The organism is Streptomyces sp. iso_384, assembly GCF_056172905.1.
In genome coordinates, this window is record NZ_JBWBTT010000001.1 from 416753 (window position 1) to 441278 (window position 24526).

The 24526-nt window shown below is 73.2% G+C and carries 23 protein-coding genes and 1 pseudogene; 15 read left to right on the plus strand and 9 right to left on the minus strand.

What is annotated here, in order from left to right; all coding sequences use genetic code 11:
• Window positions 1-78: 78 nt before the first annotated feature.
• Window positions 79-942 (minus strand): annotated as a pseudogene (locus AC0VY3_RS01900) (protein kinase domain-containing protein); the annotation flags it as partial.
• Window positions 939-1679, minus strand: coding sequence for an FHA domain-containing protein (locus AC0VY3_RS01905; protein ID WP_475548743.1), 741 nt, complete (start codon window positions 1677-1679; stop codon window positions 939-941). The pseudogene AC0VY3_RS01900 and the gene AC0VY3_RS01905, both read right to left, overlap by 4 nt.
• A gap of 378 nt (window positions 1680-2057) precedes the next feature.
• Here AC0VY3_RS01905 and AC0VY3_RS01910 point away from each other — a divergent pair, with 378 nt between their 5' ends.
• From AC0VY3_RS01910 to AC0VY3_RS01935, 6 genes are all read left to right on the plus strand, one after another.
• Complete coding sequence (locus AC0VY3_RS01910) at window positions 2058-2585, plus strand: type II toxin-antitoxin system HicB family antitoxin (RefSeq protein ID WP_242742241.1); 528 nt, start codon at window positions 2058-2060, stop codon at window positions 2583-2585.
• 187 nt (window positions 2586-2772) lie between these two features.
• Complete coding sequence (locus AC0VY3_RS01915; RefSeq protein WP_103508083.1) at window positions 2773-3663, plus strand: DUF4097 family beta strand repeat-containing protein; 891 nt, start codon at window positions 2773-2775, stop codon at window positions 3661-3663.
• Between the two features lie 122 nt (window positions 3664-3785).
• Window positions 3786-4787 carry an ATP-binding cassette domain-containing protein gene (locus AC0VY3_RS01920; protein WP_475548744.1) on the plus strand — a complete coding sequence of 334 codons (1002 nt, stop codon included), beginning with the start codon at window positions 3786-3788 and terminating at the stop codon, window positions 4785-4787.
• Complete coding sequence (locus AC0VY3_RS01925) at window positions 4784-5575, plus strand: ABC transporter permease (RefSeq protein WP_475548745.1); 792 nt, start codon at window positions 4784-4786, stop codon at window positions 5573-5575. Before AC0VY3_RS01920 ends, AC0VY3_RS01925 begins: the two co-directional genes overlap by 4 nt.
• 225 nt (window positions 5576-5800) lie before the next feature.
• Complete coding sequence (locus tag AC0VY3_RS01930) at window positions 5801-6715, plus strand: AurF N-oxygenase family protein (RefSeq protein ID WP_218525889.1); 915 nt, start codon at window positions 5801-5803, stop codon at window positions 6713-6715.
• Window positions 6716-6724: 9 nt separating this feature from the next.
• Entirely contained in the window at window positions 6725-8398 is a 1674-nt protein-coding gene (locus tag AC0VY3_RS01935; RefSeq protein WP_103508087.1) for an FAD-dependent oxidoreductase, read from the plus strand.
• A gap of 108 nt (window positions 8399-8506) precedes the next feature.
• Here the strand turns inward: AC0VY3_RS01935 and AC0VY3_RS01940 are convergent, their stop codons facing one another.
• Entirely contained in the window at window positions 8507-10012 is a 1506-nt protein-coding gene (locus AC0VY3_RS01940; protein WP_475548746.1) for an MFS transporter, read from the minus strand.
• Window positions 10013-10159: 147 nt separating this feature from the next.
• Between AC0VY3_RS01940 and AC0VY3_RS01945 the strand changes: the two genes are divergently transcribed.
• Window positions 10160-10606, plus strand: a complete 447-nt coding sequence (locus AC0VY3_RS01945) for a MarR family winged helix-turn-helix transcriptional regulator (RefSeq protein ID WP_475548747.1) — start codon at window positions 10160-10162, stop codon at window positions 10604-10606.
• Window positions 10607-10698: 92 nt separating this feature from the next.
• The gene (locus tag AC0VY3_RS01950) at window positions 10699-11346 is read left to right on the plus strand and encodes a class E sortase (protein WP_242742236.1); all 648 of its coding nucleotides are present in this window, start codon (window positions 10699-10701) and stop codon (window positions 11344-11346) included.
• Window positions 11347-11412: 66 nt separating this feature from the next.
• Here AC0VY3_RS01950 and AC0VY3_RS01955 read toward each other — a convergent pair whose 3' ends face one another.
• Window positions 11413-12813 (minus strand): NAD(P)/FAD-dependent oxidoreductase, encoded by a 1401-nt coding sequence (locus AC0VY3_RS01955; protein WP_475548748.1) that lies wholly within the window; start codon window positions 12811-12813, stop codon window positions 11413-11415.
• Window positions 12814-12965: 152 nt separating this feature from the next.
• Between AC0VY3_RS01955 and AC0VY3_RS01960 the strand changes: the two genes are divergently transcribed.
• On the plus strand, window positions 12966-13874 hold the full coding sequence (locus AC0VY3_RS01960) for an aminoglycoside phosphotransferase family protein (RefSeq protein WP_475548749.1): 909 nt from the start codon (window positions 12966-12968) through the stop codon (window positions 13872-13874).
• A gap of 79 nt (window positions 13875-13953) precedes the next feature.
• The gene (locus tag AC0VY3_RS01965; RefSeq protein ID WP_475548750.1) at window positions 13954-14460 is read left to right on the plus strand and encodes an N-acetyltransferase family protein; all 507 of its coding nucleotides are present in this window, start codon (window positions 13954-13956) and stop codon (window positions 14458-14460) included.
• A gap of 44 nt (window positions 14461-14504) precedes the next feature.
• On the opposite strand, the gene AC0VY3_RS01970 is transcribed toward AC0VY3_RS01965, so the two are convergent.
• Window positions 14505-15503, minus strand: a complete 999-nt coding sequence (locus AC0VY3_RS01970) for a zinc-binding dehydrogenase (RefSeq protein WP_475548751.1) — start codon at window positions 15501-15503, stop codon at window positions 14505-14507.
• Window positions 15504-15585: 82 nt separating this feature from the next.
• Entirely contained in the window at window positions 15586-16779 is a 1194-nt protein-coding gene (locus AC0VY3_RS01975) for an NAD(P)-binding protein (RefSeq protein WP_475548752.1), read from the minus strand.
• 103 nt (window positions 16780-16882) lie between these two features.
• On the opposite strand from AC0VY3_RS01975, the gene AC0VY3_RS01980 reads away from it, so the two are divergent.
• Window positions 16883-17593 (plus strand): pentapeptide repeat-containing protein, encoded by a 711-nt coding sequence (locus tag AC0VY3_RS01980; protein WP_181010775.1) that lies wholly within the window; start codon window positions 16883-16885, stop codon window positions 17591-17593.
• Between the two features lie 8 nt (window positions 17594-17601).
• Here the strand turns inward: AC0VY3_RS01980 and AC0VY3_RS01985 are convergent, their stop codons facing one another.
• From AC0VY3_RS01985 to AC0VY3_RS01995, 3 genes are all read right to left on the minus strand, one after another.
• Window positions 17602-18099 carry a hypothetical protein gene (locus AC0VY3_RS01985; protein ID WP_103508095.1) on the minus strand — a complete coding sequence of 166 codons (498 nt, stop codon included), beginning with the start codon at window positions 18097-18099 and terminating at the stop codon, window positions 17602-17604.
• A gap of 203 nt (window positions 18100-18302) precedes the next feature.
• Entirely contained in the window at window positions 18303-18947 is a 645-nt protein-coding gene (locus AC0VY3_RS01990) for a response regulator (RefSeq protein WP_030078218.1), read from the minus strand.
• On the minus strand, window positions 18944-20419 hold the full coding sequence (locus AC0VY3_RS01995) for a sensor histidine kinase (protein ID WP_475548753.1): 1476 nt from the start codon (window positions 20417-20419) through the stop codon (window positions 18944-18946). The genes AC0VY3_RS01990 and AC0VY3_RS01995 overlap by 4 nt, the downstream gene beginning before the upstream one ends.
• Before the next feature lie 234 nt (window positions 20420-20653).
• Here AC0VY3_RS01995 and AC0VY3_RS02000 point away from each other — a divergent pair, with 234 nt between their 5' ends.
• From AC0VY3_RS02000 to AC0VY3_RS02015, 4 genes are all read left to right on the plus strand, one after another.
• Complete coding sequence (locus tag AC0VY3_RS02000) at window positions 20654-21211, plus strand: GlcG/HbpS family heme-binding protein (RefSeq protein WP_475548754.1); 558 nt, start codon at window positions 20654-20656, stop codon at window positions 21209-21211.
• 34 nt (window positions 21212-21245) lie between these two features.
• Window positions 21246-21842, plus strand: coding sequence for an ankyrin repeat domain-containing protein (locus AC0VY3_RS02005; protein ID WP_103509577.1), 597 nt, complete (start codon window positions 21246-21248; stop codon window positions 21840-21842).
• A complete protein-coding gene (locus AC0VY3_RS02010; RefSeq protein WP_475548755.1) occupies window positions 21839-23020 on the plus strand; it encodes a YncE family protein in 1182 nt (393 codons plus the stop codon). The genes AC0VY3_RS02005 and AC0VY3_RS02010 overlap by 4 nt, the downstream gene beginning before the upstream one ends.
• Before the next feature lie 83 nt (window positions 23021-23103).
• Window positions 23104-24513: a M1 family metallopeptidase gene (locus tag AC0VY3_RS02015; protein WP_475548756.1), complete on the plus strand. Its 1410-nt coding sequence runs from the start codon at window positions 23104-23106 to the stop codon at window positions 24511-24513.
• Window positions 24514-24526 lie beyond the last annotated feature (13 nt).

Sequence of the window (24526 nt, forward strand, 5' to 3'; positions counted from 1 at the left end):
GTCCGGGCCCGGCCACACTGTTGAGGCTGAGCGAAAAAGCGCACGTCATCGTGCGGGGCGTGGGGCCGTCCGGTGGTGGGTGGCGTGCTGTACGCGGCGCAGCAGTGTGCGGGTGTCGGGGCGGTCGGCGGGGGTGCAGGCCAGGCAGTCGCGGACGATCTCCCGCCAGGTGTGCGGCAGTGCGGCCGACGGCCGGAGCGGCCGGGTGCCGCGGGCGTAGTGTTCGGCCGCGTCGCAGCGGGCGCTTGTCGTGCTGCCCGGGAAGGGGAAAGTGCCGGTCAGGATGGTGTGGGTGAGGATGCCGAAGGCCCAGACGTCGACCGACGGCCGTACGCGCGTGCCCCGTTCGTCCATCTCCGGCCACAGCTGTTCGGGCGGGGTGTAGTCGCGGCTGGTGAAGGGGGGTGCGTAGGCGTGGGGTCCTTCCAGCTCGGCGGCCGTGTTGAAGTCGGCCAGCCGGACGGAACTGTCCGGCATCAGGAGGACGTTGGCCGGTTTGAGGTCTGCGTGCACCCAGCCCGCTTCGTGGAGCTGGGCCAGGCCTTCGCAGATCTGGAGCAGTACCGGGCCGGGGTCGGCCGGTGCCGGGGCGGTGGCCAGGCAGGAGTCGGCTCGTTCCAGGACCAGGACGGTGGCGCCGTCGAGTTCCGGGTGCTGTGGGTCGTCGACGACGAGGGTGTCGTACATCCGGATCAGCCGCGGTGACCGCAGACGGCCGAGCAGTGCGATCTCCCGCTCGACCAGGTCGCGGAGGTGGTCCGGCCGGTGGGGGGTGTGGGCGGTGGTGGGCCAGAACTTCAGGGCGGCGGTAGGGGGCAGGCCCTGGCCGCGGTGTGCCTCGTACACCGTGGTGAACGCACCGGACGCGAGGGGCTCGTGGACCTTCCATGCCCCGATGCGATAGCCCTTCGGGACGGTGACGGTGTGCCGGGTGGTGGTCATCCGCAGCCTTCGTGCGCGGGCGCGGCGAGTACGACGAGGTCGTCCTCGCGTACCAGGTCGAACCGCAGGGCGAGGGAGGCCAGGGTGTCCTTCTTGCCGTTGGCGCGCCGGCCGGGTTCGGCGGTTTCCGGGCCCGGCCGGACTCGCAGTTTCAGGGCCAGGTAGTCGACGTTCCAGTAGACGGAGGAGCGGCTGACCGTCGGCCATGCCGGGCGTAGTCGTTGTACGAGCTGGTCGACGGCGGGGGTCGGGGCGTGCGGTTCGCCGCGCAGGCGGGGCTCGCACAGGGCGGCCAGGACGGCGAAGTAGCGTTTGGTCCGGTCGAGGGTGAAGGCGGGTGTGGTCGCGGAGCCCGGGAGTTCGCGGGTTTCGGCGTCGGCGAAGATCTGGCGTGGTGCCCATACGTCGAAGGCCAGCAGGTCGCCCGCCGCGGGCAGGACGACGCGGGAGAACTCGAACGCGACGGGTGCGGCTACCCGGCCGGGGGTGACTTTGATGTGCTCGCCCGCGCCTTCCGGGTTCTCCACCACGTAGGTCTGGTCGGCGCTGTGGTTGGTCAGGAGCCAGAAGTCGTGCTGTGCGGAGATCTCCCCGGCGATCCGGTGGACGCCTTCGTGGGCGATGGTCAGGCCGCCGGGTGTTTCGCGTCGGCCGAAGGCCAGGCTTTCTCCGGAGGCGATCCTGATCTGGCCGTCCGGGTGCGCGCATGCCGGAGGCACGACGATGACGCTGTACATGGACTTGTCCCCTCATCAAGCCATGAGGGCCACCCTCCCCCGGTCCAACACGGGGGAGCGTAGGCGAGGTTGTCGTACGGAGCAAAGGGCTCCGGTGCCGGTGCGGCGTGCGTGTCGCCTGAGGTGCCGTGTGGAGCGGTGTGATGGCGCGTGCGGGGGGTGTGCCATGGGGTGTGCCATGAGCTGTGCCGTGTGGCGCATCAGGTGGTGCCGTGTGGTGCCGCGTGGTGCCATGGTGGCGCTATCGGTGGGGGCGGTTCTCCGTCTTCCGGTTTTGCTGGGGTGGTCTTCTTCGGAAATGAGCAGGTCAGGGGCTTATTGATGGGTGGTGCGTTTCTGTGGCTCGACGTGGTGCCAATTGTGTGCCACTATGGCGTCATGGATCTCACCCCCTACGTCGATCATCTCCGGCGGGAACTCGCCGTCTCCGCGGAGGCCGGCGGCGACGAAGCCCGGGCCCTGGCCGAGCGGCTCAGCGCCCCCCTGGAGTCCGCCGCCCGGCTGACTCTGCTCAATGTGCTCTCCGCGGCCATGGGCGAGGTCACCCGGGAGCTGGCGCCCGGATCGGTCGATGTGCGGCTGCGTGGGCTCGATCCCGAGTTCGTGGTGACACCGCCGCCCGCGCCCGAGCCGGTGCGGGAGGCGCAGGAGACGGTCGCGGCTCCTGCCGCGGCCGTGCCGTCGGCGGCGGAGGCCGACGACGGGGCCATGGTGCGGATCAACCTCCGCCTCCCGGCCCACCTCAAGGGGCGCGCCGAGAGCGCCGCGGCGGCGGAGGGCCTGTCGGTCAACGCCTGGCTCGTACGGGCCGTCTCCGTCTCCCTGGACGGCGGCGGGCGCGCGAGCGCACCGGGGCGTGGCAAGGACGCGGGCGGTCGTGGCGGTTTCACCGGCTGGGTCCGTTAGAGGCTGTCCGACACCGGGCCGGCCCCAGCACCGGGGGCCCTCCCCGGACCACTTCACACCACTTCACCGGCCGATCGCCGATCCGGCCGACGTCACCGATCACCGATCACTGAGTACCGATCACTGAACACCAAGCGCTGATCACTCATCACTTACCGGGCCACTGGGCCAAGAGGACGGGACCGTCATGCCTTCTTTCGATACTCCTGAGCCGATCTCCGCCGTCATCGAGCTGGACGCCGGTACCGCCCGTATCACCGCCGGCAAGCGCACCGAGACCGTCGTCGAGGTGCTGCCGGGCAACGGGTCCGACGAGGACGACGTACGCGCCGTGCAGCAGACCCAGGTCTCCTGCTCGGGCGGTCGTCTCACCGTCAGGACCCCGAAGAAGCGGTCCCTGTTCGGGAAGCCCGGCACCGTCGTGGTGACCGTCGAACTGCCCGCCGGGTCCGATGTGCGCGGCACCTCCGCCCTGGGCGGCTTCTTCTGCGAAGGCCCGCTCGGGGAGGTGCAGCTCAGGACCTCGCTCGGCGACCTCCAGGTGGACCGGGCGGCCCGCGCCGAGCTCAGGACCGATCACGGGGACATCCGGCTGGACCGCTCCACCGGGGACGCCGAGGTCGTCGGGTCCGGCCGGATCGAGGTCGGCGCGGTCACCGGTGCGGCGGTCGTGAAGAACGGCAACGGTACGACCGGGATCGACGAGGCCGGCGGTGAGCTGAAGGTCAACGCGGCCAACGGCGACATCTCCGTGGGCGTCGCGCACGGCGATGTCGTCGCCAAGTCCGCCAACGGGCGGATCGAGATCGGCGTCGCCCGTGCCGGGGTCGACGCGACCTCCTCCAACGGCCGCATCCGGGTCGGCGATGTGACCCGTGGCCGCATCGCTCTGCGCACCTCCGTCGGCGACCTCGAAGTGGGCATCCACGAGGGCACCGCCGCCTGGCTCGACCTGAACCCCAAGTTCGGCACCGTACGCAACGAGCTCGGCGCCGCCGCCGGTCCCGAGGACTCCGACGAGACCGTCGAGGTGCACGCCCGGAGCGGGGCCGGCGACATCATCGTCCGCCGTGCCTGAGCCCGGCCGGGCCTGTGCCCCTACCGAGCCTGGTCCCGCTCACGCCCGGCCCGCTCACGCCCGGCCCGTCCACACCCGACCCCGCCCGACTCCCGACCCACCGCTCGCGAAAGGGAATCAGCATGACTGTCATCCGGACCTCCGTGCCGCCGGCCGGCCGGACCGCGACACAGGCGATCACCGCCACCGGGCTGCGCAAGTCCTACGGCGACAACCTCGTGCTCGACGGCATCGACCTGTCGGTGCCCGAGGGCACCGTCTTCTCCCTGCTCGGCCCGAACGGCGCGGGTAAGACCACCGCCGTCAGGATCCTGTCCACGCTCATCACCGCCGACGCCGGCGAACTGCGGGTCGGCGGACACGATGTGGCCGCCGACCCGCAGGCCGTACGGGCCGCGATCGGCGTCACCGGGCAGTTCTCCGCCGTCGACGGGCTGATCACCGGTGAGGAGAACATGCTGCTGATGGCGGACCTGCACCATCTGTCCCGGCGCGAGGGGCGGCGGGTCGCCGCCGACCTGCTGGAGCGCTTCGACCTGGTGGAGGCGGCGAAGAAGCCGGCCGCGGGCTACTCCGGCGGGATGAAGCGCCGCCTCGACATCGCCATGACGCTGGTCGGCTCGCCGCGGATCATCTTCCTCGACGAGCCGACCACGGGTCTGGACCCGCGGTCCCGCCACACCATGTGGGGGATCATCCGCGAGCTGGTCGCCGGTGGTGTCACCGTCTTCCTCACCACCCAGTACCTGGACGAGGCGGACGAGTTGGCCGACCGTATCGCCGTGCTGAACGACGGGCGGATCGCCGCCGAGGGCACGGCCGAGGAGCTGAAGCGGATCGTCCCCGGCGGGCACGTCCGGCTCCGCTTCACCGACCCGGACGCCTACCGGTCCGCCGCCTCGGTCCTGCGCGAGGCCGCGCGCGACGACCAGGCGCTGGCGCTGCGCCTGCCCAGCGACGGCAGCCAGCGTGAACTGCGGTCCGTCCTCGACTGGCTGGACTCGGCCGGGATCGATGCCGACGAGCTGACCGTTCACACCCCCGACCTCGACGACGTGTTCTTCGCGCTGACCGGCTCCGGCGCGTCCGCCCGTACCGACCAGCCGAAGGAGGCTGTCCGATGAGCTCGTTCGCCCTCGCCGCCCGTGACTCCACCACCATGCTGCGCCGCAACCTGCTGCACGCGCGGCGTTACCCGTCCCTCACCCTGAACCTGCTGCTCACGCCTGTCATGCTCCTGCTGCTTTTCGTCTATGTCTTCGGCGATGTGATGAGCGCGGGCATCGGCGGTGGGGGCGCCGACCGCGCCGCCTACATCGCCTACATCGTGCCGGGGCTGCTGCTGATGACCGTCGGTTCCACGGTGGTCGGGACCGCCGTCTCCGTCTCCAACGACATGACCGAGGGCATCATCGCCCGCTTCCGCACCATGGCGATCCACCGCGGTTCCGTGCTCGTCGGGCATGTCGTCGGCAGTGTGCTGCAGAGCGTGCTGAGCGTGGTCCTGGTGGGCGCCGTCGCCGTGGCGATCGGCTTCCGGTCGGCGGACGCCACGGTCGTGGAGTGGCTGGCGGCCTTCGGGCTGCTGGTGCTCTTCGCCACCGCCCTCACCTGGATCGCCGTCGGTATGGGGCTGATCAGCCCGAACGCGGAGGTCGCCAGCAACAACGCCCTGCCGATGATCCTGCTGCCGCTGCTGTCCAGCGCCTTCATCCCGGTGGAGACGATGCCGGGCTGGTTCCGGCCGATCGCGGAGTACCAGCCGTTCACGCCCGCCATCGAGACCCTGCGCGGCCTGCTGCTCGGCAGCGAGATCGGCCACAACGGCTGGCTCGCCGTGGTGTGGAGCCTGGGGCTGGTGGTGCTCGGCTACGTCTGGGCGACCGCGAAGTTCGGCCAGGACCCGCGGTAGCCGACGAGGAGGTGTGGGGGTGCGGTGAGGGTCCGGGCCGATTTCTACCGAGGGGTAGGCGGCCCGGGATCCTTGTTATACCTTGCGTCTAACAAGCGGGTGGAGTGCTCGGGTGGCGGTGCGGGCCGTCGCCGCCGGCTCCGTACGGCCCGTAGCAGCACGGCTGTCGACGTACGCACATCACCACGATCAAGGATCACCGCACTCGACCCAAGGAGCCGCAGCATGGCCGGCAGCACCGTTCCGTCGAAGGTCCAGGAAAGTCCCGAGGGCGACGACGTCGCGCGTCGGCTGCTCGGCTCGGCCGCGCAGCTGGCGTACGACCCGGCCACCGAGGTGGACTGGGAGACGCCGCTGGACAAGGAGTTCCACGGCGCGAGCCCGGAGTGGAGCAGTCTCTACGGCACCGCGTACTGGGCCGAGCTGACCGAGGCTCAGCGCAAGGAGCTCACCCGGCAGGAGGCGGCCTCGGTCGCCAGCACCGGGATCTGGTTCGAGATGATCCTCCAGCAGATGGTGCTCCGCGACATCTACATGAAGAACCCGGCGGGCGCGGAGTTCCAGTGGGCGCTCACCGAGATAGCCGAGGAGTGCCGCCACTCGATCATGTTCGCGCGCGGCGCGCAGAAGCTCGGCGCACCCCACTACCGGCCCCGGCGCGCGGTGATGGAACTGGGCCGTGCCTTCAAGACGCTGGCGTTCGGCGAGGCGGCGTACGCGGCGATCCTGGTGGCCGAGGAAGTCCTCGACGTGATGCAGCGGGACTGGATGCGCGACGAGCGGGTCGTGCCGTTCGTCCGCACCATCAACAACATCCATGTGGTGGAGGAGTCCCGGCACATGAAGTTCGCCCGGGACGAGACCCTCAAGCGGCTGGAGGGCGCGGGGTGGGCGCGGCGGCAGATCAACGCGTTCGTCGTCGCCGTCGCCTCGTACTTCATCGTGACCAGCATGGTGAACCCGGAGGTCTACCGGAAGGCCGGGCTCGACAAGCGCCGGGCGCTGGCCGCCGCGAAGAGCAACGCGCACCACAAGTCGATGATGCGGTCGAGCTGTTCGGGGCTGATGGACTTCCTGGCCTCCGCCCGGCTGCTCACCAAGCCCGCCCTCGCGTTCTACAAGCGCGCGAACCTGATCTGAGCCGGGGCCATGACCTACGCGATCACCCAGACCTGCTGCAACGACGCCACCTGTGTGGCCGTGTGCCCGGTCAACTGCATCCACCCGACGCCGGAGGAACGTGCCTTCGGCTCCACGGAGATGCTCCACATCGACCCCCGGGCGTGCATCGACTGCGGCGCCTGCGCGGACGCCTGCCCGGTGGACGCGATCTTCCCGGTGGACGCGCTGTCCGCCGGGCAGCGGGAGTACGCGGACATCAACGCCGCCTATTACGAGGGGGAGGCGTCCCCTCCCGCCGGGGGCGGGGTGGAGGGTCCCAACTTCCATGTCTGGGGCGAGCCGGTCTTCGAGCGCAGTCTGCCGTCCGACTTCGGGCCGCTGCGGGTGGCCGTCGTCGGTACCGGTCCCGCCGGGATGTACGCGGCGCAGGATCTGCTGCTGCACACCGCCGCCGAGGTCACCCTGATCGACCGGCTTCCGGTGGCCGGCGGGCTCGTCCGGTACGGGGTGGCCCCCGACCACCCCGCGACCAAGAAGGTCGGCGACACCTTCTCGCGGTTCCACTCCCACCCCCGGGTCCGGATGCACCTGGGCATCGAGGTGGGCCGGGACGTCACCGCCGAGGAGCTGTCCGCCCATCACGACGCGGTGGTCTACGCGGTCGGCGCGTCCACGGACAAGCGGCTCGGGGTGCCGGGTGAGGACGGCCCGGGGTGTGTCTCCGCGACCTCGTTCGTGGCCTGGTACAACGCCCATCCGGAGGCCGTCGCGCAGGGCGTCGATCTGTCGGCCGAGCGGGTCGTCGTGGTGGGCAACGGCAATGTCGCCCTGGACGTCGCCCGGATCCTCGTCGCCGACCCGGAGGCGCTCGCGGGCACCGACATCGCGTCCCATGCTCTGGAGGCCCTGCGGGCGAGCCGGGTCCGGGAGGTGGTGGTGCTGGGGCGGCGGGGGCCCGAGGACGCCGCTTACACCCGTTCCGAACTCCTCGCGCTGAAGCATCTGCCGGGCGTGGAGCTGGTCGTGGACGACCACGATCCGCGTACGGGGGCGGCGATCGACGCGGCCGGGGCGGGAGACCGGGCCGGGGTGCTGCGGGGGCTGCCCCGGGTCCCGGCGGACGCCGCGTCCCCCGCGCGCGGTGAGCGACGCATCGTGCTCCGCTTCCACTCCGAGGTCGTGGAGATCCTCGGCGAGGCCGGCGGCGTGCGCTCCGTACGCGTCACGGAGGGCAGCGACGGTGGCGGTACGGCGGACCTGCGTGCCGGGCTGTTGCTGCGGGCCATCGGCTACCGGGGCCTGCCGGTTCCCGGGCTGCCGTTCGACGAGGCCTCGGGCACCGTCCCGCACGAGGGCGGCCGGGTCGCCGGGCTGCCCGGCAGCTATGTGGTCGGCTGGATCAAGCGGGGGCCGTCCGGCGGGATCGGCGCCAACCGCACCTGCGCGGCCGAGACGGTCGGCACGCTCCTGGCCGACGCGGTCGCCGGGACGCTGCCCACCCCGACGGGTGACGCCAAGGCCTTCCGGCGCCTCGCCCGGCAGCGCAACCGCCGGGTCGTGGACGCCCGGGGCCTGGCCGCGATCGACCGTGCCGAACGGGACCGTGGGCGGCGTGACGGGCGGCCCCGGGTGAAGCTCGCCACCGTCGAGGAGCTGGTCGCCACGGCGAGGTCGGGGCGGCTGCTGCGGCTGGGCCGCTGACGTACGCGCGTATCGGCACCGTACGTACGACATGCGTTCCGGGGTCCGGCGGTTCACCCCGCCGGACCCTGGACCCCGGGCCGCAGCCCGCACCCGTACGCGTACCGCTCAGGCCTTGGTCTGCGAAGCCTTCGGCGCTTCCGGCGCTTCCGGCGCTTCCGAGGCTTCCCGCGTCCCCGCCGGTCCGGTCGCGGCGGCGGGCGGAAGGAGCGCGGTCGCCGGGCGTACGGGGATGAGGGCGGCGACGGCCGCGGCGGCGAGGCCGACCCCGCAGCCGATCAGCATCGCGACGCGGAAACCGTCCTGGGAGGCCTGCGCGAAGCCGCCGAAGTCCGTGGTCATCCGGGCCAGGACCACACCGATCACCGCCGCCGCGAAGGACGTGCCGATCGAGCGCATCAGGGAGTTGAAGCTGTTCGCCGACGCGGTCTCGGACGGGGGCACCGCGCCCATGATGAGCGCGGGCATCGCCCCGTACGCGAAGCCGACGCCGGAGTTGCAGACGAGGGTGACGACCAGCAGGCTCCACGGGGAGTCCGCGCCGATCAGCGGTACGGACAGGCCGTAGCCGGCCGCGATGAGCAGGCTGCCGACGGCCAGGGTGACCTTCGGGCCCTTGGCGGCGGACAACCTCGCGCCGACCGGGGACATCGCCATCATCATCAGGCCCGCCGGAGCCATCCAGAGGCCCATCGCGAGCATCGACTGCCCCAGGCCGTAGCCGGTGGCCTCGGGCAGCTGAAGCAGCTGGGGCACGACGAGGGACTGGGCGTACATCGCGAAGCCGACCAGGATCGAGGCGGTGTTCGTCATCAGGACCTGGGGGCGGGCGGTGACGCGCAGGTCGACCAGCGGGTCGCTCAGGCGCAGTTCCCACCAGCCCCAGGCGGGCAGCAGCACCAGTACGGCGGCGAAGAGCGTGAGCGTCGTCGCGCTGCCCCAGCCCCAGTCGGCGCCCTTGGAGACGGCGAGCAGCAGACAGATCAGGGCGGCGCCGAGCCCGACGGCCCCGAGCAGGTCGAAGCCTCCGGACCCGGTGGCCGGGCGGTCCCCGGGGACCAGGGCCAGGATCAGCGCGCCGACCGCGAGGGCCAGCACGGCGACCACCCAGAACAGCACCCGCCAGCTGGTGTTCTCCGCGATGGCGGCGGCGAACGGCAGGCCCAGCGCACCGCCGACGCCCATCGAGGCGCTCATGATCGCGATGGACGGGCCGAGCTTCTCGGCCGGTACGGCATCACGCAGCAGGCTGATGCCGAGCGGGACGACGCCCATGCCCAGGCCCTGGAGTCCGCGCCCGGCGATCATCGGGACCACCGACGAGGACAGGGCACAGACCACCGAGCCGAGGACCAGCGGGAGGAGCGAGAGCAGCAGCATGCGCCGCTTGCCGTACATGTCGCCGAGCCGGCCGGCGACGGGCGTGGCCACGGCGGCGGCCAGCAGGGTGGCGGTGATCACCCAGGAGGCGTTCGACGCGGAGGTGGCGAACAGCTTCGGCAGCTCCGCGATCAACGGCACCACCAGGGTCTGGGTGAGCGCCGCCACGATGCCGGCGAAGGCCAGGATGCCGACCACGCCTCCCGGGCGGGCTGCGGGGGGTGAACTCTCCACGGGTACTGCTCCCTCTTGCCCTGCCGGGCGGGTCGGCGGATGTGCCTTCGGTGTTCGACTATGCAAGATACATGGAATGTGCATCATGCATAACAGATGCATAATGCACATCTATTGTGATAGTCCTGGTCGACGAAGGAAGAGCGCGTGGACAAGCCCATCGACCGGATCGAGCGCGAGACCATGCTGCTCGGCCGGTACATGCATCTGCTGACCCCGCGCGTGGAGTGGCGGCTCGACCGCAGCGCCTACATTCTGCTGAGCCGGATCCAGGTCGAGGGCCCCATGTCCATCAGCCAGCTCAGCGAGGCCTTCGGTCTTGACGCCTCCACGCTCAACCGGCAGACCGCCGCGATGCTGCGGGCCGGGGTCGTCGAGCGCATCCCGGACCCCGACGGCGGCATCGCCCGCAAGTTCGCCATCACCGACGAGGGCGAACGCCGCCTCGACAACGACCGGACCAGGAATCTGGCCGGCCTCGCGAAGGTCCTCGCGGACTGGACGCCGGAGGAGGCCGAACAACTCGCCGCCTCCCTCAGCCGGCTGAACCTCTCCATCGAACACCTCGACGGACGGCCCTGGCCCCGCGACTGATCCCCGGGCGCTCGGGGCGGTGTCCTGGTGTACTGGATGTACAGGGGCCGGGGGAACCGATCCGGTCCCGGACGTCCCGGACGGGGAAGCTCATGCGCCGCCGCTGCCGCCTTCGTGGCCGTACGTTCCTCGGGGCCTCGGCCTGCGCCGGCGCCGCCGTGCTGCTGACCGTCGGCGCGGGCACCGTCGCCGCCTCCGCCGCCCCGGCCGACCGCACCGACCCGCGTACCGAGGTCGCCGTCGTCGACATCCCCGCCATCGGCGTCCAGGACCTGGACGTGGTGCCGTACGAGGGGACCACCGACGACCGGCCCGGCAGCCGGATCCAGGACCGGGGCGTGGCGGCCAGCCCGTACGGGGAGCGGGGCGGCGTCGGGCCCGGGGACGTCGGCAACTACCTCGTCACCGCACACCGGCTGAGCGCCGGAGGAGTCCTGCGCGAGCTGCCGGATCTCGGCGAGGGCGATCCGGTGTACGTGACGGAGGGCGACACCCGCTACACGTACGAGATCACCGGGACCCGGCAGACCTCCTTCCGCAGCGAGCGCTCGCTCGCCGAGCAGCGGGCCGAGGTGCCGGGCCGGCCCGGTGCGGAGCCGGCCCGGGCGATGATCACGCTCTCCACCTGCGCGACGCCCGAGGACGACGCGGCCGGGAACTTCTGGCGGGACGACCTCGGCAACCCCGAGCACCGGATCGACAAGGTGGGCGTGCTGGTGGCGGAGCGCCCCGCGCCGTAGGGCCTGTCGTCGAACTGCCGCCTGCCGGGCGACGACGGCAGTTCGACGACAGGCCCTGGTCCGGCCTCAGTGGCGGCCCGTGATGCGGTCCGCGACCTTCGCGATGCGGTCGGTGCCGGGGCGCGGCGAGGTGGTCTCGCGGCGGTCGGCGGCGCGGTAGGCCGCGTACATGCCGTGGACGCCGAGCCAGCGGAAGGGCTCCGGCTCCCAGCGGCGGACCTTGTGGTTCACCCAGGGCAGGGCGGTGAGATCCGTGGGGCCCGCCTGGCCGGAGTCCTGCTGGATCAGGTCGCGCAGGGTGCGGGCGGCGAGGTTGGCGGTGGCGACGCCCGAGCCGACGTAACCGCCCGCGTATCCCAGGCCCGTGGAGCGGTCCAGGGTGACCGTGGCGCACCAGTCGCGCGGGACGCCGAGGACGCCGGACCAGGCGTGGTCGATGTGGACGCCCGCCGTGGTGGGGAAGAGCCGGACCATCAGGTCGCGCAGCGCGGCCACCGTCGCGGGTCGGGTGCGGCCGTCGTCGTCGGTGGCCGAACCGAAGCGGTACGGGTAGCCGCGGCCGCCGAGCGCGATGCGGTCGTCGGCGGTGCGCTGGGCGTAGAAGTAGGCGTGGGCCATGTCGCCGAGGGTTTCGCGGCCCTCCCAGCCGATGGTGTCCCAGACCCGGGCGGGCAGCGGCTCGGTGACGATCATGGAGGAGTTCATCGGGAGCCAGGTGCGCTTCTGGCCCTTGAGGCTCGCGGTGAAGCCCTCGGTGCAGCGCAGGACGTACGGGGCGCGGACCGTGCCGTACGGGGTGACGGCGTGCTTGGGCTTGATCTCGGTGACCGGCGTCGACTCGTGGATGGTGACGCCGAGCGCCTCCACCGCGTCCGCGAGGCCCTTGACCAGCTTGGCCGGGTGCAGCCGGGCTCCGTGCGGGGTCCAGCTGGAGCCGACGGCCCCGGTGACATGGACGCGCTCGGCGGTCTCGCGCGCTCCGCGCAGGACCCGGTCGGTCTCCCCGAAGGCGATCTCGACGCTGTGGAAGTCCTTGAGCCGGGCGAGCTGGGCGGGGGTGTGGGCCACCTCCAGGACGCCGCCCTGGTGGATGTCGGCGTCGATCTTCTCCTCGGCGGCGGCCCGGACGACCTCGCCGACCGTCTCGTTCATCGCCTTCTGGAGCCGTACGGCGGCCTCGTGGCCGTGCAGCCTGGCGTACCGGTCGCGGCCCGCGATGCCGTTGTACAGCCAGCCGCCGTTACGGCCGGAGGCCCCGTAACCGCAGAACTTGGCTTCCAGGACGGTGATGTTGAGGAAGGGGACGGCCTTCTTCAGGTAGTACGCCGTCCAGAGGCCGGTGTAGCCGCCGCCGACGATGCAGACGTCGACGCTCGTGTCGCCGGGGAGGGGTTCGCGCGGGGCGGGGGTGCCCTCCTGCGCGTACCAGAACGATATGCCGCCGACGACGGTACTGACGGTGCTCATGATGCCCCTGGTGTCCCTGCCCGGTCCGGTGCGATGCCGAGCGTACGTGTGGCGGGACGTTACTGCGCGCGGGGCCGTTCCGTCTCCTGCGGCCGGGTGGCTCCCCGGAATGCGCGTGCCCCGGGGAGGGGCGTCTTCGTAGGATCGGCTGCGTGATCGACATTCCCGAGGAACTCGTCGCGACCCAGTCCCGGTTCAACGGAGCCGCCGGGCGGGCGTTCGTCGCCGGCCTGCCGGACCTCGCCGAGCAGTGCCTGGAGCGGTGGGAGCTGCGGCCGGACGGCCCGTCCCTGTACGGGATGTGCGCGCTGGTCCTGCCGGTGGTGCGGGAGTCGGACGGGCGGCCCGCCGCGCTGAAGCTCCAGGCGGTGGACGAGGAGACGGCGGGCGAACCGGTCGCGCTGCGGGCGTGGGGTGCCGCGGGCGCGGGCGCGGTGGAGCTGCTCGACCATGACCCGGAGAGCGGTGCGCTGCTGCTGGAACGGCTCGACGAGCGGCGGCCGTTGTCCGGCGAGGCCGATGTGCGGGGCGCGGTGACGGCGCTCGGCGCGGTGCTGGCCCGGCTGGTGGTGGTGCCCGCGCCGGAGGGGCTGCGCACGCTGGGCGATGTGGTGGAGCGGATGCTCGCGGAGGCGCCGGAGCGGGTGGGCCTGCTGGCCGACGCGGCGGACCGGCGGCTGCTCGCCGACTGCGCGGCGGCGGTACGGGAGGTCGCGGGCGAGCCGGGGGACCGGCTGCTGCACTGGGACCTGCACTACGACAACATCCTGGCCGGGCGCGCGGACGCGGGGCGGACCGAGGAGTGGGTGGCGCTCGACCCGAAGCCGCTTGCGGGGGACCCGGGTTTCGAGCTGTTCCCGGCGCTGGACAACCTCTTCGACGCCGAGGAGGTGGTGTGGCGGTTCGACGCGTTGACGGAGGCGCTGGGCCTGGACCGGGAGCGGGCGCGGGCCTGGACGCTGGGGCGGGTGCTCCAGAACGGGCTGTGGGGGGCCGAGGGGGGAGAGGTCCGGCTCGCCCCGGACCACGCGGAGATCGCGCGGCGGTTGCTGGGGCGGTGAGGCTGCCCCCCCCCGCGGCCCGCCGGGTGTCCGGGGAAACGTGGTGTGGCGGGGTCCGTGGGCTGTTTACGCTGCGCCCATGATCCGTACCGCCACACCTGAAGACGTCCCCGCCCTGCACGCCCTGGTGCGTGAACTCGCCGCGTACGAGAAGGCCCTCGACGAGGTCGTCGCCTCCGAGGAGCAGCTGCGCCAGGCCCTGTTCGGCGAGCGGCCCGCCGCGTACGCGCATGTGGCGACGGCCGACGACGATGACGGCGACGGGAACGGCGGCGAGGTCATCGGCTTCGCGCTGTGGTTCCTGAACTTCTCCACCTGGCGCGGTGTGCACGGCATCCATCTGGAGGACCTGTACGTCCGCCCGGAGCGGCGCGGCGGTGGCCATGGCAGGGCGCTGCTGGCGGAGCTGGCGCGGATCTGCGTGGAGCGCGGCTACCAGCGGCTGGAGTGGTCGGTGCTCGACTGGAACGTTCCGGCCATCGCGTTCTACGAGTCGCTGGGCGCGCGCCCGCAGGACGAGTGGACGGTGTACCGCCTGACGGACGGGCCGCTGGCGCGCCTGGGCGCCGCCCCGGACACGCCCTAGCCGCGCGTCTTCCAGCCGCACACCTCCTGGTCGTCACCTCCCGGTCACGGCTCCAGGACGACCTTGCCCATCGTGCCCCGGGTCTCCAGCGCCCGGTGGGCGGCGGCGGCCTCGGCCAGCGGGAAGCGCTGCACGGTGGGCCGCAGCCGGCCGGCCGCCGCCTCGGCGAGAGCGCGGGTCTCCAGGGTGCGCAGACCGCCGCCCTGCTCGATCATCCGCGGCCCGAGGACGGACCCGGAGGTGATGGAGCGTTCGGCCAGCTCCTCGTCGCTGAAGGAGAGCGGGCCCCCGTCGTGCCCCTGCCCGGACCAGCCGTAGACGACGTGCTGTCCGCCGGGCCCGAGGAGGTCGACGGCGGCGCGGGCGGTGGTTCCGCCGACGGAGTCGTAGACGACGGTGGCGCGCAGGCCCGCGGCGTCGAGGAAGTCGCGGGCGTGGCGCGGCCAGTCGGGGCGGGTGTAGTCGAGCGCGAGGTCGGCGCCCTCGGCCTCGGCCCGTGCCACCTTCGCCGGGCCGCCGGCCAGCGCGATCACGGTGGCGCCTGCGTTCTTCGCGTACTGGACGACGAGCGTGCCGATGCCGCCCGCCGCCGCGGTCACGACGACCACGGACTCCGGGGTGAGCGGGGTGAACGCGAGGATGACGAGCGTGGTGCGACCGGTACCGATCATGGCGACGGCCTCGGCGGCGCCGAGCCCTTCGGGAATCTCGTGGAGCCGGTCGGCCTCGGTGACGGTGAGTTCGGCGTACCCGCCCGGTGCCATGCCGATGTGGGCGACGACGCGCTTGCCGAGCCAGCCGGCGTCCACGCCTTCGCCCACCGACTCGACGGTGCCGGCGATCTCACGGCCGGGGACGGTCGGGAGGTCGAGGGGCGCCGGGTAGGGGCCGGTCCCCCCTTCCCGCAGGGTCGTGTCCAGGAGGTGTACGCCGGCCGCGGCCACGGCGATACGGACCTGGCCGGGGCCGGGGACGGGGTCCTCGGTCTTCTCGTGCACGAGGTTCTCGGCGGGGCCGAAGGCGTGGAGGCGTACGGCGTGCATGAAGGCTCCCTGGGGACGTAGGGGCGGGCTGCGCCCCGGCCCCCGGGTGGCGGGGCGGGGCTGCTGCTCCCAGCCTCGTACCTCAGGTCCGGTTGAGGTCAACCCCGGATCCGGAGCGCTGTCCGGCCGCCTTCACGGCGAGCATCGCGGCTTCGAGGCCGCTGGTGAAGGAGACCTCGCTGAGGAGCCCGGGGGCGGCGACCTGGTCGCCCGCCAGGAAGACGCCGTCGCCCCGGACCACGGATGGCCGGTCCCGCCAGGTGGTGCCGGGGCGGTCGACGGCCCCGGTGCGGCCGTCGGCTAGCGCCTCGACGCGCCAGGTGGTGCGCTCCCGCCAGCCGGGGAAACCGAGGTCGAGGAGGTCCTCGGCGCGGGCGGCCCCCTCCGCCCGGCGCGCGTCGGGGCCGATCGGGAACTGGCCCTGGAGCAGCTGCTCGCCGGCCGGGGCGAGGCCCGGGTCCTGGGCGGTGAACCGTTCCAGCCAGCCGGGCGCGTCCAGGTCCGACACGACGAACGCGTCACCGCGCCGGGTGCGCAGGGCCAGGTCCACCAGGACGGTGCGGCCGCTCTCCCAGGTGAGGGAGGCGTCGGCGAGCAGGGTGCGGGCGGAGTCGAGGGAGGTGGCGACGACCACCGGCCCGGTACGGGCCAGCTCGCCGAGCTTCCGGGTGTCGACACGGGCGCCCGTCTCGACGGCCACTCCCAGGCCGCGGGCGTGGTCGGCCATCCGCTCGATGAGCCGCGCCCAGCCGCCGGCCGGGTAGCGGGCCTCGGGCGGGAGCGAGGCGAGGCGGCGGAAGCGCTCCTGGACGAACCGGGCGGAGAGCGCGCCGGGGTCGTGGTGGAAGAGGGCGGTGGCGGCGAAGTTCGCGGCGGCCCGGGCGCCCTCCTCGCCGATCTGTCCGGTGGCCCAGCTCCGGAAGTCGGCGTCCACGGGCGCGGTGCGGGCGCTGCGCCGGGCGAGCCGCAGCAGGGCGACGGGCGGGACCCGGCGGGCGGCCCCGTCGCGGCGGAAACGGAACCGGAGGCCTTCGAGGGGCGGTACGGAGACGACCGGCCCGAGCAGATCGCGCCGGGCCAGCCAGGTCCGGTGCGGCCCGCGCCGGTACAGGGCGTGCGGGCCCTCGTTGGCGCGGTGGGGGCCGTCCGTGGTCCTGGCCCGGCCGCCGAGGGTCCGGTGGCCCTCGTGCAGGGTGACCCGGGCGCCGGATTCGGCCGCGGTGATCGCGGCGGTGAGCCCGGCGAGGCCGCCGCCGATGACGTGGATCTGCTCCATGGCTGGAACTCCTTCGCTTCTTTGACGATGCGACGGATCGGGGGCGGCGGCGCGTGACATGGGACGCGGGGGCGTTGTCAGTGGGGTGCGTCACGATGGGGTCATGGCAACGAGTGCGGGCAGGACGGCAGGGGCGGCCAGGTCGGCCAGAGGCAAGAAGGAGACCGTCGTGGCGGCGCGGCGTCCGGAGGTGCGGCTGCCGCCGCTCGTTCCGTTCGACGGCGAGGGCCTGGAGCCGGACGGCGACTACGACGGGCTGCGGTTCGACGGGGTGGACCTGGCGGACGCGTCGGGGCGCGGTGCGCGGTTCATGGACTGCGCCCTGGACAACTGCGCCCTGGACCGTACGGAGCTGGCGCGGGCCCGCTTCATCGACGCGGTGCTGACGGGCGTACGGGGCGTGGGCACGGACCTCGCGGAGGCGTCGCTGCGGGATGTGGAGGTGGTGGACGCGCGGCTGGGCGGGGTGCAGCTGCACGGCGCGGTGCTGGAGCGGGTGGTGGTGCGCGGCGGCAAGATCGACTACCTGAATCTGCGCAAGGCCCGGCTGAAGGACGTCGTCTTCGAGGGCTGCGTGCTCTCCGAACCGGACTTCGGGGACGCGCATCTGGTCCGGGTCGAGTTCCGGGACTGCGTGCTGAAGCGGGCGGACTTCAGCAACGCCCGGATGGAGTCGGTGGACCTGCGCGCGGTGGCCGAGCTGGACATCGCCCGGGGCGTGGACCGGCTGGCGGGCGCGGTGATCAGCCCGTCACAGCTGATGGAACTGGCCCCGGCGTTCGCGGCGCAGATCGGAGTGCGCGTGGAGGCGTGAGGGGGGCCTCACATACGGGGGAAGCGGGCCTGGAGGTCCCAGATCACGGGATTGTCGGCCAGGCCGTCGTGCATGTCGGCCAGGTCGGCGATCAGGTCGTGCAGGAAGTCGCGGGCCTCGCGGCGCAGAAGGGAGTGACCGAAGGTGAGCGGCGGCTCGTCGCCGGGCATCCAGTCCGCCTCGACGTCGACCCAGCCGAAGCGCCGCTCGAAGATCATGACGTCCGAGGACTCGGTGAAGTCCAGCTCCGCGTACTGCCGCCGGTGCGAGCGGTTGCCGCGCGGGTCCTGGTCGATCTGCTCGACGATGTCGCACAACGCCCACGCGAAGTCGAGCACCGGCACCCATCCCCAGGCTGTGGACACCTCGCGGTCCGCCTTGGTGTCCGCGAGGTAGACGTCGCCGGAGAACAGATCGTGCCGCAGCGCCCGGACGTCCGCGCGGCGGTAGTCGGTCTGCGGGGGATCGGGGAAGCGACGGGAGAGGGAGTAGCCGATGTCGAGCACGGATCGATGGTGTCATGCCCGTTCGGGGCGGGCCGCCACGAACGGGTGAAGCGCTGTGGGTTTGCCGGACACATATGCGGATCGACCCCTGGCGTCCGTCTACCTCGCCCACCTCTATGCGAAGTTCCGCACCGGAGGCTCTCGCCGAGGCGCTGCGGGCCACGGACGCCGACGCGGTGTTCGACGGCGGCTGATACGGCGGGTCACGGCAGCAGCCGCTGTTCCTTCGCCACCGATACCGCGCCCGCGCGGGTGTCGACGCCGAGCTTGTCGTAGATGCGGCCCAGGTGGGTCTTGACCGTGGCCTCGCTGATGAACAGGGCGCGGGCGATGTCGCGGTTGCCGAGGCCCTGGGAGAGCTGGGCCAGGATGTCGCGTTCGCGGTCGGTGAGGGTGGGGCGGGGGCTGCGCATGCGGGCCATGACCCGGCTGGCGACCGGGGCCGAGAGTGTGGTGCGGCCCTGGGCGGCCGATCGGATGGCGGCGAAGAGTTCCTCCGGGCGTTCCGCCTTCAGCAGGTAGCCGGTGGCGCCCGCCTCGATGGCCCGGGTGATGTCGGCGTCGGTGTCGTACGTGGTCAGCACCAGGACGTGGACCGTGCCGTCGGCCGCGATGCGGCGGGTCGCCTCGACGCCGTCGATGCCCTCGCCCAGCTGCAGGTCCATGAGGACGACGTCCGGGGTGAGGCGGGCGGCGAGCACCACGGCCTCCTCGCCGCTGCCGGCCTCGCCGACGACCTCGATGTCCGGTTCGCTGCCGAGGAGGGCGAGCAGCCCGGCGCGGACGACCACGTGGTCGTCGCAGAGGAGGATCCGTACGGGGGGCGTCTGCGGGGCCTGGCCGGTCATGCGGGTGCCTCCGGGGTGGTGGGGAGCGGGACCTCGGCGGAGAGCACCGTGCCCTCGCCCGGCGCCGACTCGATCGTGAGCGTTCCGCCGAGCTGGTGCACGCGAGCCCGGATCGCGGGAAGTCCGTGGCCCCGGACGCCGGCCGTCGGGCGGGGGCCGCCGGGCTCCACGGTGAAGCCGTGGCCGTTGTCGCCGACGTCCAGGACCACCCGGTCGTCCAGGTGGGTCAGGGTCAGTCCGGCGGCCGTCGCCCCGGAGTGCTCCCGCACATTGGCCAGGGCCCCCTGGGCGATGCGCAGCAGGGCGGACTGCACCCGGTCCGGCAGCGGGGCGTGCGGGGTGCCCTCCACATGGCAGTGGACGGTGAGCGCGCCCGCCGCCTGCGCGCTCTCGCGGGCCGCCAGCGCGTGCAGGGCCGCCTCCAGGCCGCCGCCCTCCGCCAGGTCCGCCGGGGCCAGGTCGTGGACGAAGCGGCGGGCCTCGGCGAGGTTGCGTTCCGCGATGCCGGTGGCCGTACGGACATGGCGGCGGGCGGCGTCCGGGTCGGCGCTCCAGGTGCGGTCGGCCGCCTGGAGCAGCATCTGCTGGCTGGACAGGCCCTGCGCCAGGCTGTCGTGGATCTCCATGGAGAGCCGCTGGCGCTCGGCGAGCGTGCCTTCGCGCCGCTCGGTGGCGGCCAGTTCGCGCCGGGTGCGGAGCAGGTCGTCGATCAGCTCGCGCTGGCGTGCGGCCAGTTCCCGCTGGCGTACCGCCTGACGTTGCATGTGGACGAAGACGGCGGTCGCCACGGCCGCCACGGCGGGCGGGGCCAGCACCAGGTTCGGGTCGAAGCCGGTGGCCAGGCGCAGTTGCGCGGCCACCACGAACGCGGTGAGGAGGGCCACCAGCGCGAGGGCCGCGCGCGGCGGCAGGATGCGCAGCCCGGTGTAGAAGAGCGGCACCGCGCACCACGCGAAGCTCGGCGCGAGCACGACCAGCACCATCCAGACGAGGACGAGCACGCCGAGCCAGGTGAGCCGGCGCGGGGTGGGGCGCGAGCCGAGGACGGGGCCGAGGAGGTACAGCACCGCCAGGGTGATCGACAGGGCGATGATCCACGGGGTGCGGGCCTCGCCGGGGTGCCGCATCAGGAACCGGGTCAGTGAGGCGCCCAGCAGCAGGAAGAACGCGGCGTGCATGAGGAGCGCGAGCCAGCGGGCGTCGGGGTCGGAGCCGGCGAGCCCGGGGCCCTCGGCCTCGCCGCCGACCGGCCTGCCGGGCCGGCTCGCACTGCCGGGCCCGCCAAGCCCGCCATCGACGTCCGCGCTGGGGCTCCCGGGGCCTCCGGCCTCGCCGCCGACCGGCCCGCCGGGCCCGCCGGGCTTTCCGGGCCCGCCCGGCCCGCCTCCGGCGTTCGTGCCGGTGCCGGTGCCGGTGCCGGTGCCGGGGCCGTGGGCGGGCGAACCGCTGCGGTGCTCCACCCCGTACCTCACGTTCCGTCGCTGACCTGCGTAAACCTCTCCATGGTGACCCGATCCGGTCACCCCCGCATCAACCGATCGGCTGATGGGGGCGTCGGCCGAGCCGCGCGCCGCTTGCAGCCGGTACGCCGACCGTACGGGGCCGGATCCGCCGGGAGGATCGATACCAGAGCGAAACGCCCGGACACCTCCGGACCGCCTCGCACCCCGAACCCCCGGGCCGCCCCCGGATACCAAGGAGCCACCATGAAGAAGCTGTCGCCGCGCACCCGTGTCGTCACCGGCGCCGTCGTCGTCGCCGCCCTCGGGGCCGGCACCTTCGGCGCGATGTCCGCGAGCGCCTCCTCCCCGGCCGCCGCCCCGGCCGCCGCGGTCAAGGCCGACACGAGCAACCGCAACCTCCAGCAGACCACCCACCTGACCGTCGCCGCCGCCACCAAGGCCGCACAGGCCACGCTGGACGCGGCGAAGAAGGAGAACCAGCGGGTCTCCGTCGCGGTCGTCGACCGCAACGGCAACACCATCGTCACCCTGCGCGGCGACGGCGCGGGCCCGCAGTCCCCCGAGTCCGCGGTGAAGAAGGCGTACACCGCCGTCTCCTGGAACGCCACCACCTCCGAGCTGACCAAGCGCCTGGAGCAGGCCCCGAACCTGAAGGACATCCCCGGCACCCTGTTCCTCGCGGGCGGCGCCCCGGTCCAGGTCAAGGGCGCCCCGGTGGCGGGCATCGGTGTGGCCGGCGCGCCCAGCGGCGACCTCGACGAGAAGTTCGCCCGGGCGGGCGTCGCCGCCCTCGCCCGGTAGCCACCTCCTCACGACCGACGGGAACGGAGTACCCATGAACGCCCTCGATCACGACCTGCTCACCGCCGCGCGCACCGGCGACACCGAAGGTGTGCGCACCGCGATCGAGGGCGGCGCCCGGGTCGACGTCCGCGACGAGGAGTTGCGTACGCCGCTGCTCCTCGCCGTTCACGGCGACCACGTCGGGGCGGCCCGGCTGCTCGTGGCCGCCGGGGCCGACCCGAACGCCCAGGATCTGCGCGAGGACAGCCCGTGGCTGGCCACCGGGGTCACCGGCAGTGTCGCGATGCTGCAGGTGCTGCTGCCGGCGGGCCCGGACCTGACCCTGCGCAACCGGTTCGGCGGCGTCTCCCTCATCCCGGCGAGCGAGCGCGGCCATGTCGCGTACGTACGGGAGGTGCTGCGGGTCACCGACATCGACGTCGACCATGTCAACCGGCTCGGCTGGACCGCCCTGCTGGAGGCGGTGATCCTCGGCGAGGGCGGGCTCGCGCACCAGCAGGTCGTGGAGCTGCTGCTCGCGGCCGGGGCGACCCGGGACCTGCCGGACGGCGACGGGGTCACCCCGCTCGCCCACGCCGAACGACGCGGCTTCGCCGAGCTCGCCGCCCTGCTGCGGACCGCCGCATGACCGGCCCCCGCGCCGCCCTCCGCGCCCGCCGCCTCACCCTCGGCCTTCTCGCCGCCGCCCTGCTCGCCGGGTGCGCGTCCGGTACGACGGAGGCGGCACCGGGAACGGGCGCCCCGGACACCTCCGCCGCGTCCGGCACCGTCGCGGCCCCCGACCCCTCGCGCGCCCCCGCCGGCCGCACCCCCGAAGGCACGCTCCTCGTCGCCGACTTCGGCAGCGACACCGTGACCTTCGTCGACCCGGGCCGGGACGGTTCCGGTGAGGGCGGGGCCCCCATCGCCTCGGTGAAGGTCGGCACCGCGCCCTACGGACTCGTCGTCGGCGAGGACGGGCGGGCCTGGGTCGCCACCGCCGAGGGTGTCGCGGTCGTCGACACGCAGAAGCGGACCCGGCTCGCGCTCGTCCCGTACGCGACGGAGTCCGGCCCGGTCACCACCGGCGAGTACCGGGGCGGCGGCATGGGCATCGCCCTGGCCCCGGACGGGAAGCACGTCTACGTCGGGGTCAACGTGCCCGGCGGCGACGGCACGGTCGAGGTCATCGACACCGCGACCCGCGAGGTGACCGGCACCGCGCCGGTCGGCATGCGCCCCTTCGACGTGGACGTGTCGCCGGACGGCCGGGAGGTGTACGCCACCGATCACGACTCCTTCGACGTGACGGCGGTGGAAGCGGACTCGCTGAAGACTCGGCGCATGGAGGTCGCCCCGTACGGCGCCGAGGGTGGGCTCGGCTCCTGGCTGAAGCCGCACTACGCCGTCGTACGCCCCGCCGACGGCAAGCTGCTGCTGCCCTTCGAGGGGGAGCGGCTGGCCGTGCTCGACCCGCGCACCGGGAAGGTGACGGTCGAGCGGATGACCGCCAACACCCACCAGCACGGCGCGGACCTCGCCCCCGACGGCACCCTCCTCGTGGTCGGCACCGGCCCGATCGGCTCGGACGACGAGGACCCCTCGCTCACCGTCCGTACCCCCGACGGCCGGGAACGGGTCGTTCCGCTGGACGGGCCGCACGAGGACGTGGCGGTGTCCGAGGACGGCGACACGGCGTACGTCACCGGCGGTTTCACCCGCGACGGGTACTGGAACGGGATCACGGTCGTCGACCTGGACGACGAGGAGAGCGAGCCGGTTCGGCTGACCGCGGGCAACCGGCCGCTCGGTATCGCCGTCCTCTGAGCTGGAGCCGCCCGTTCTTCCCCCGAGGCGGGCGGCTCCGTACGGTCCCGGGCGGCGGCACGACAGGCCCTACGATCGACCGGGTGAATCGCCCCCGCCCGGTCCGTCGCCGCACCGCCCACGCCCCCGTGCTCCTCGCCCTCGCCCTGCTCGGCGGGGGCTGTTCGGGCGGGGTCGAGGGGACCCCGGGCGCGGTCGGGCTGCGCGATCCGTACTTCCCCGGGCTCGGCAACGGCGGCTACGACGTCACCCATTACGGTCTGGAGCTCGACGTCGACCCGGCCGCCGGCCGGTTGCGCGGCACGGCCACGATCACCGCCCGCGCCACCCAGGACCTGAGCGCCTTCCACCTCGACCTGGTCGGGCTCGACGTCGAGAGCGCCACCGTCGAGGGCCGCCGGGCCGCCGTGAACCGGGCGGGCAGGGAGCTGACGCTGCGTCCGGCGTCCGGGGCCGAGGGCCGGCTGCGCAAGGGGCGCACGTTCACCGCCGTCGTGCGCTACTCCGGCTCCCCGCGGACCGTCACCGACCCGGACGGGTCGAAGGAGGGCTGGCTGCCGACGGCGGACGGCGCGGTCGCCCTCGGCGAGCCGGCCGGGTCCATGGCCTGGTTCCCCGGCAACCACCACCCGAGCGACAAGGCCGCGTACGACATCGGGATCACCGTGCCCGAGGGGCTCGCCGCCATCTCCAACGGCGAGCTGGTGTCCCGGCGCACGGCGAACGGGCGCACCGCCTACCGCTGGCGGACCGCCGAGCCGATGGCGAGCTATCTGGCGACCGTCGCCGTGGGCCGGTTCGCCACCGAGGAGTCGGTGACCTCCGGCGGCATCCGGCTGTTCACCGCCGTGGACCCGGAGTCGGCCGCCGCGAGCGAGGAGGTGCTGGCGCGGATGCCGGCCGTACTGAAGTGGGCGGCCGGGAAGTTCGGCCCGTACCCCTTCTCCTCGGCCGGGGCGATCGTCGAGCGGACGGGCGACTCCTCGTACGCCCTGGAGACCCAGAACCGGCCCGTCTACCCCGGCCCGCCCGACACCGGCCTCCTCGTCCACGAGCTGGCCCACCAGTGGTTCGGGAACTCCGTCACCCCGAAGACCTGGCGGGACATGTGGCTGAACGAGGGCTTCGCGACGTACGCGGAGTGGCTGTGGGCCGCCGACCACGAGGACGTACCGGTCGAGGAGAGCTTCCGGGAGGCGTACGAGGACGACGCGAACTGGGCCTTCCCGCCCGCCGGTCCGCCGACCGCCGCCGAGCTGTCCGAGCCGCCGGTCTACGGGCGGGGGGCGATGGTCGTGCACCGGATCCGGATCGCCGTGGACGACGACGTGGAGTTCTTCGCCCTGGTCAGGGGGTGGACGAAGAAGTACCGGCACGGCAACGCCTCCACCGATGACTTCATCGCGTACGTGGAAGAGGAGACCGGGCAGGATCTCGGACGGCTGTGGGACGCCTGGCTGTACGGCGGAAGCCGGCCGCCCCTGAAGGGCTGACCGGCTTCCGTGT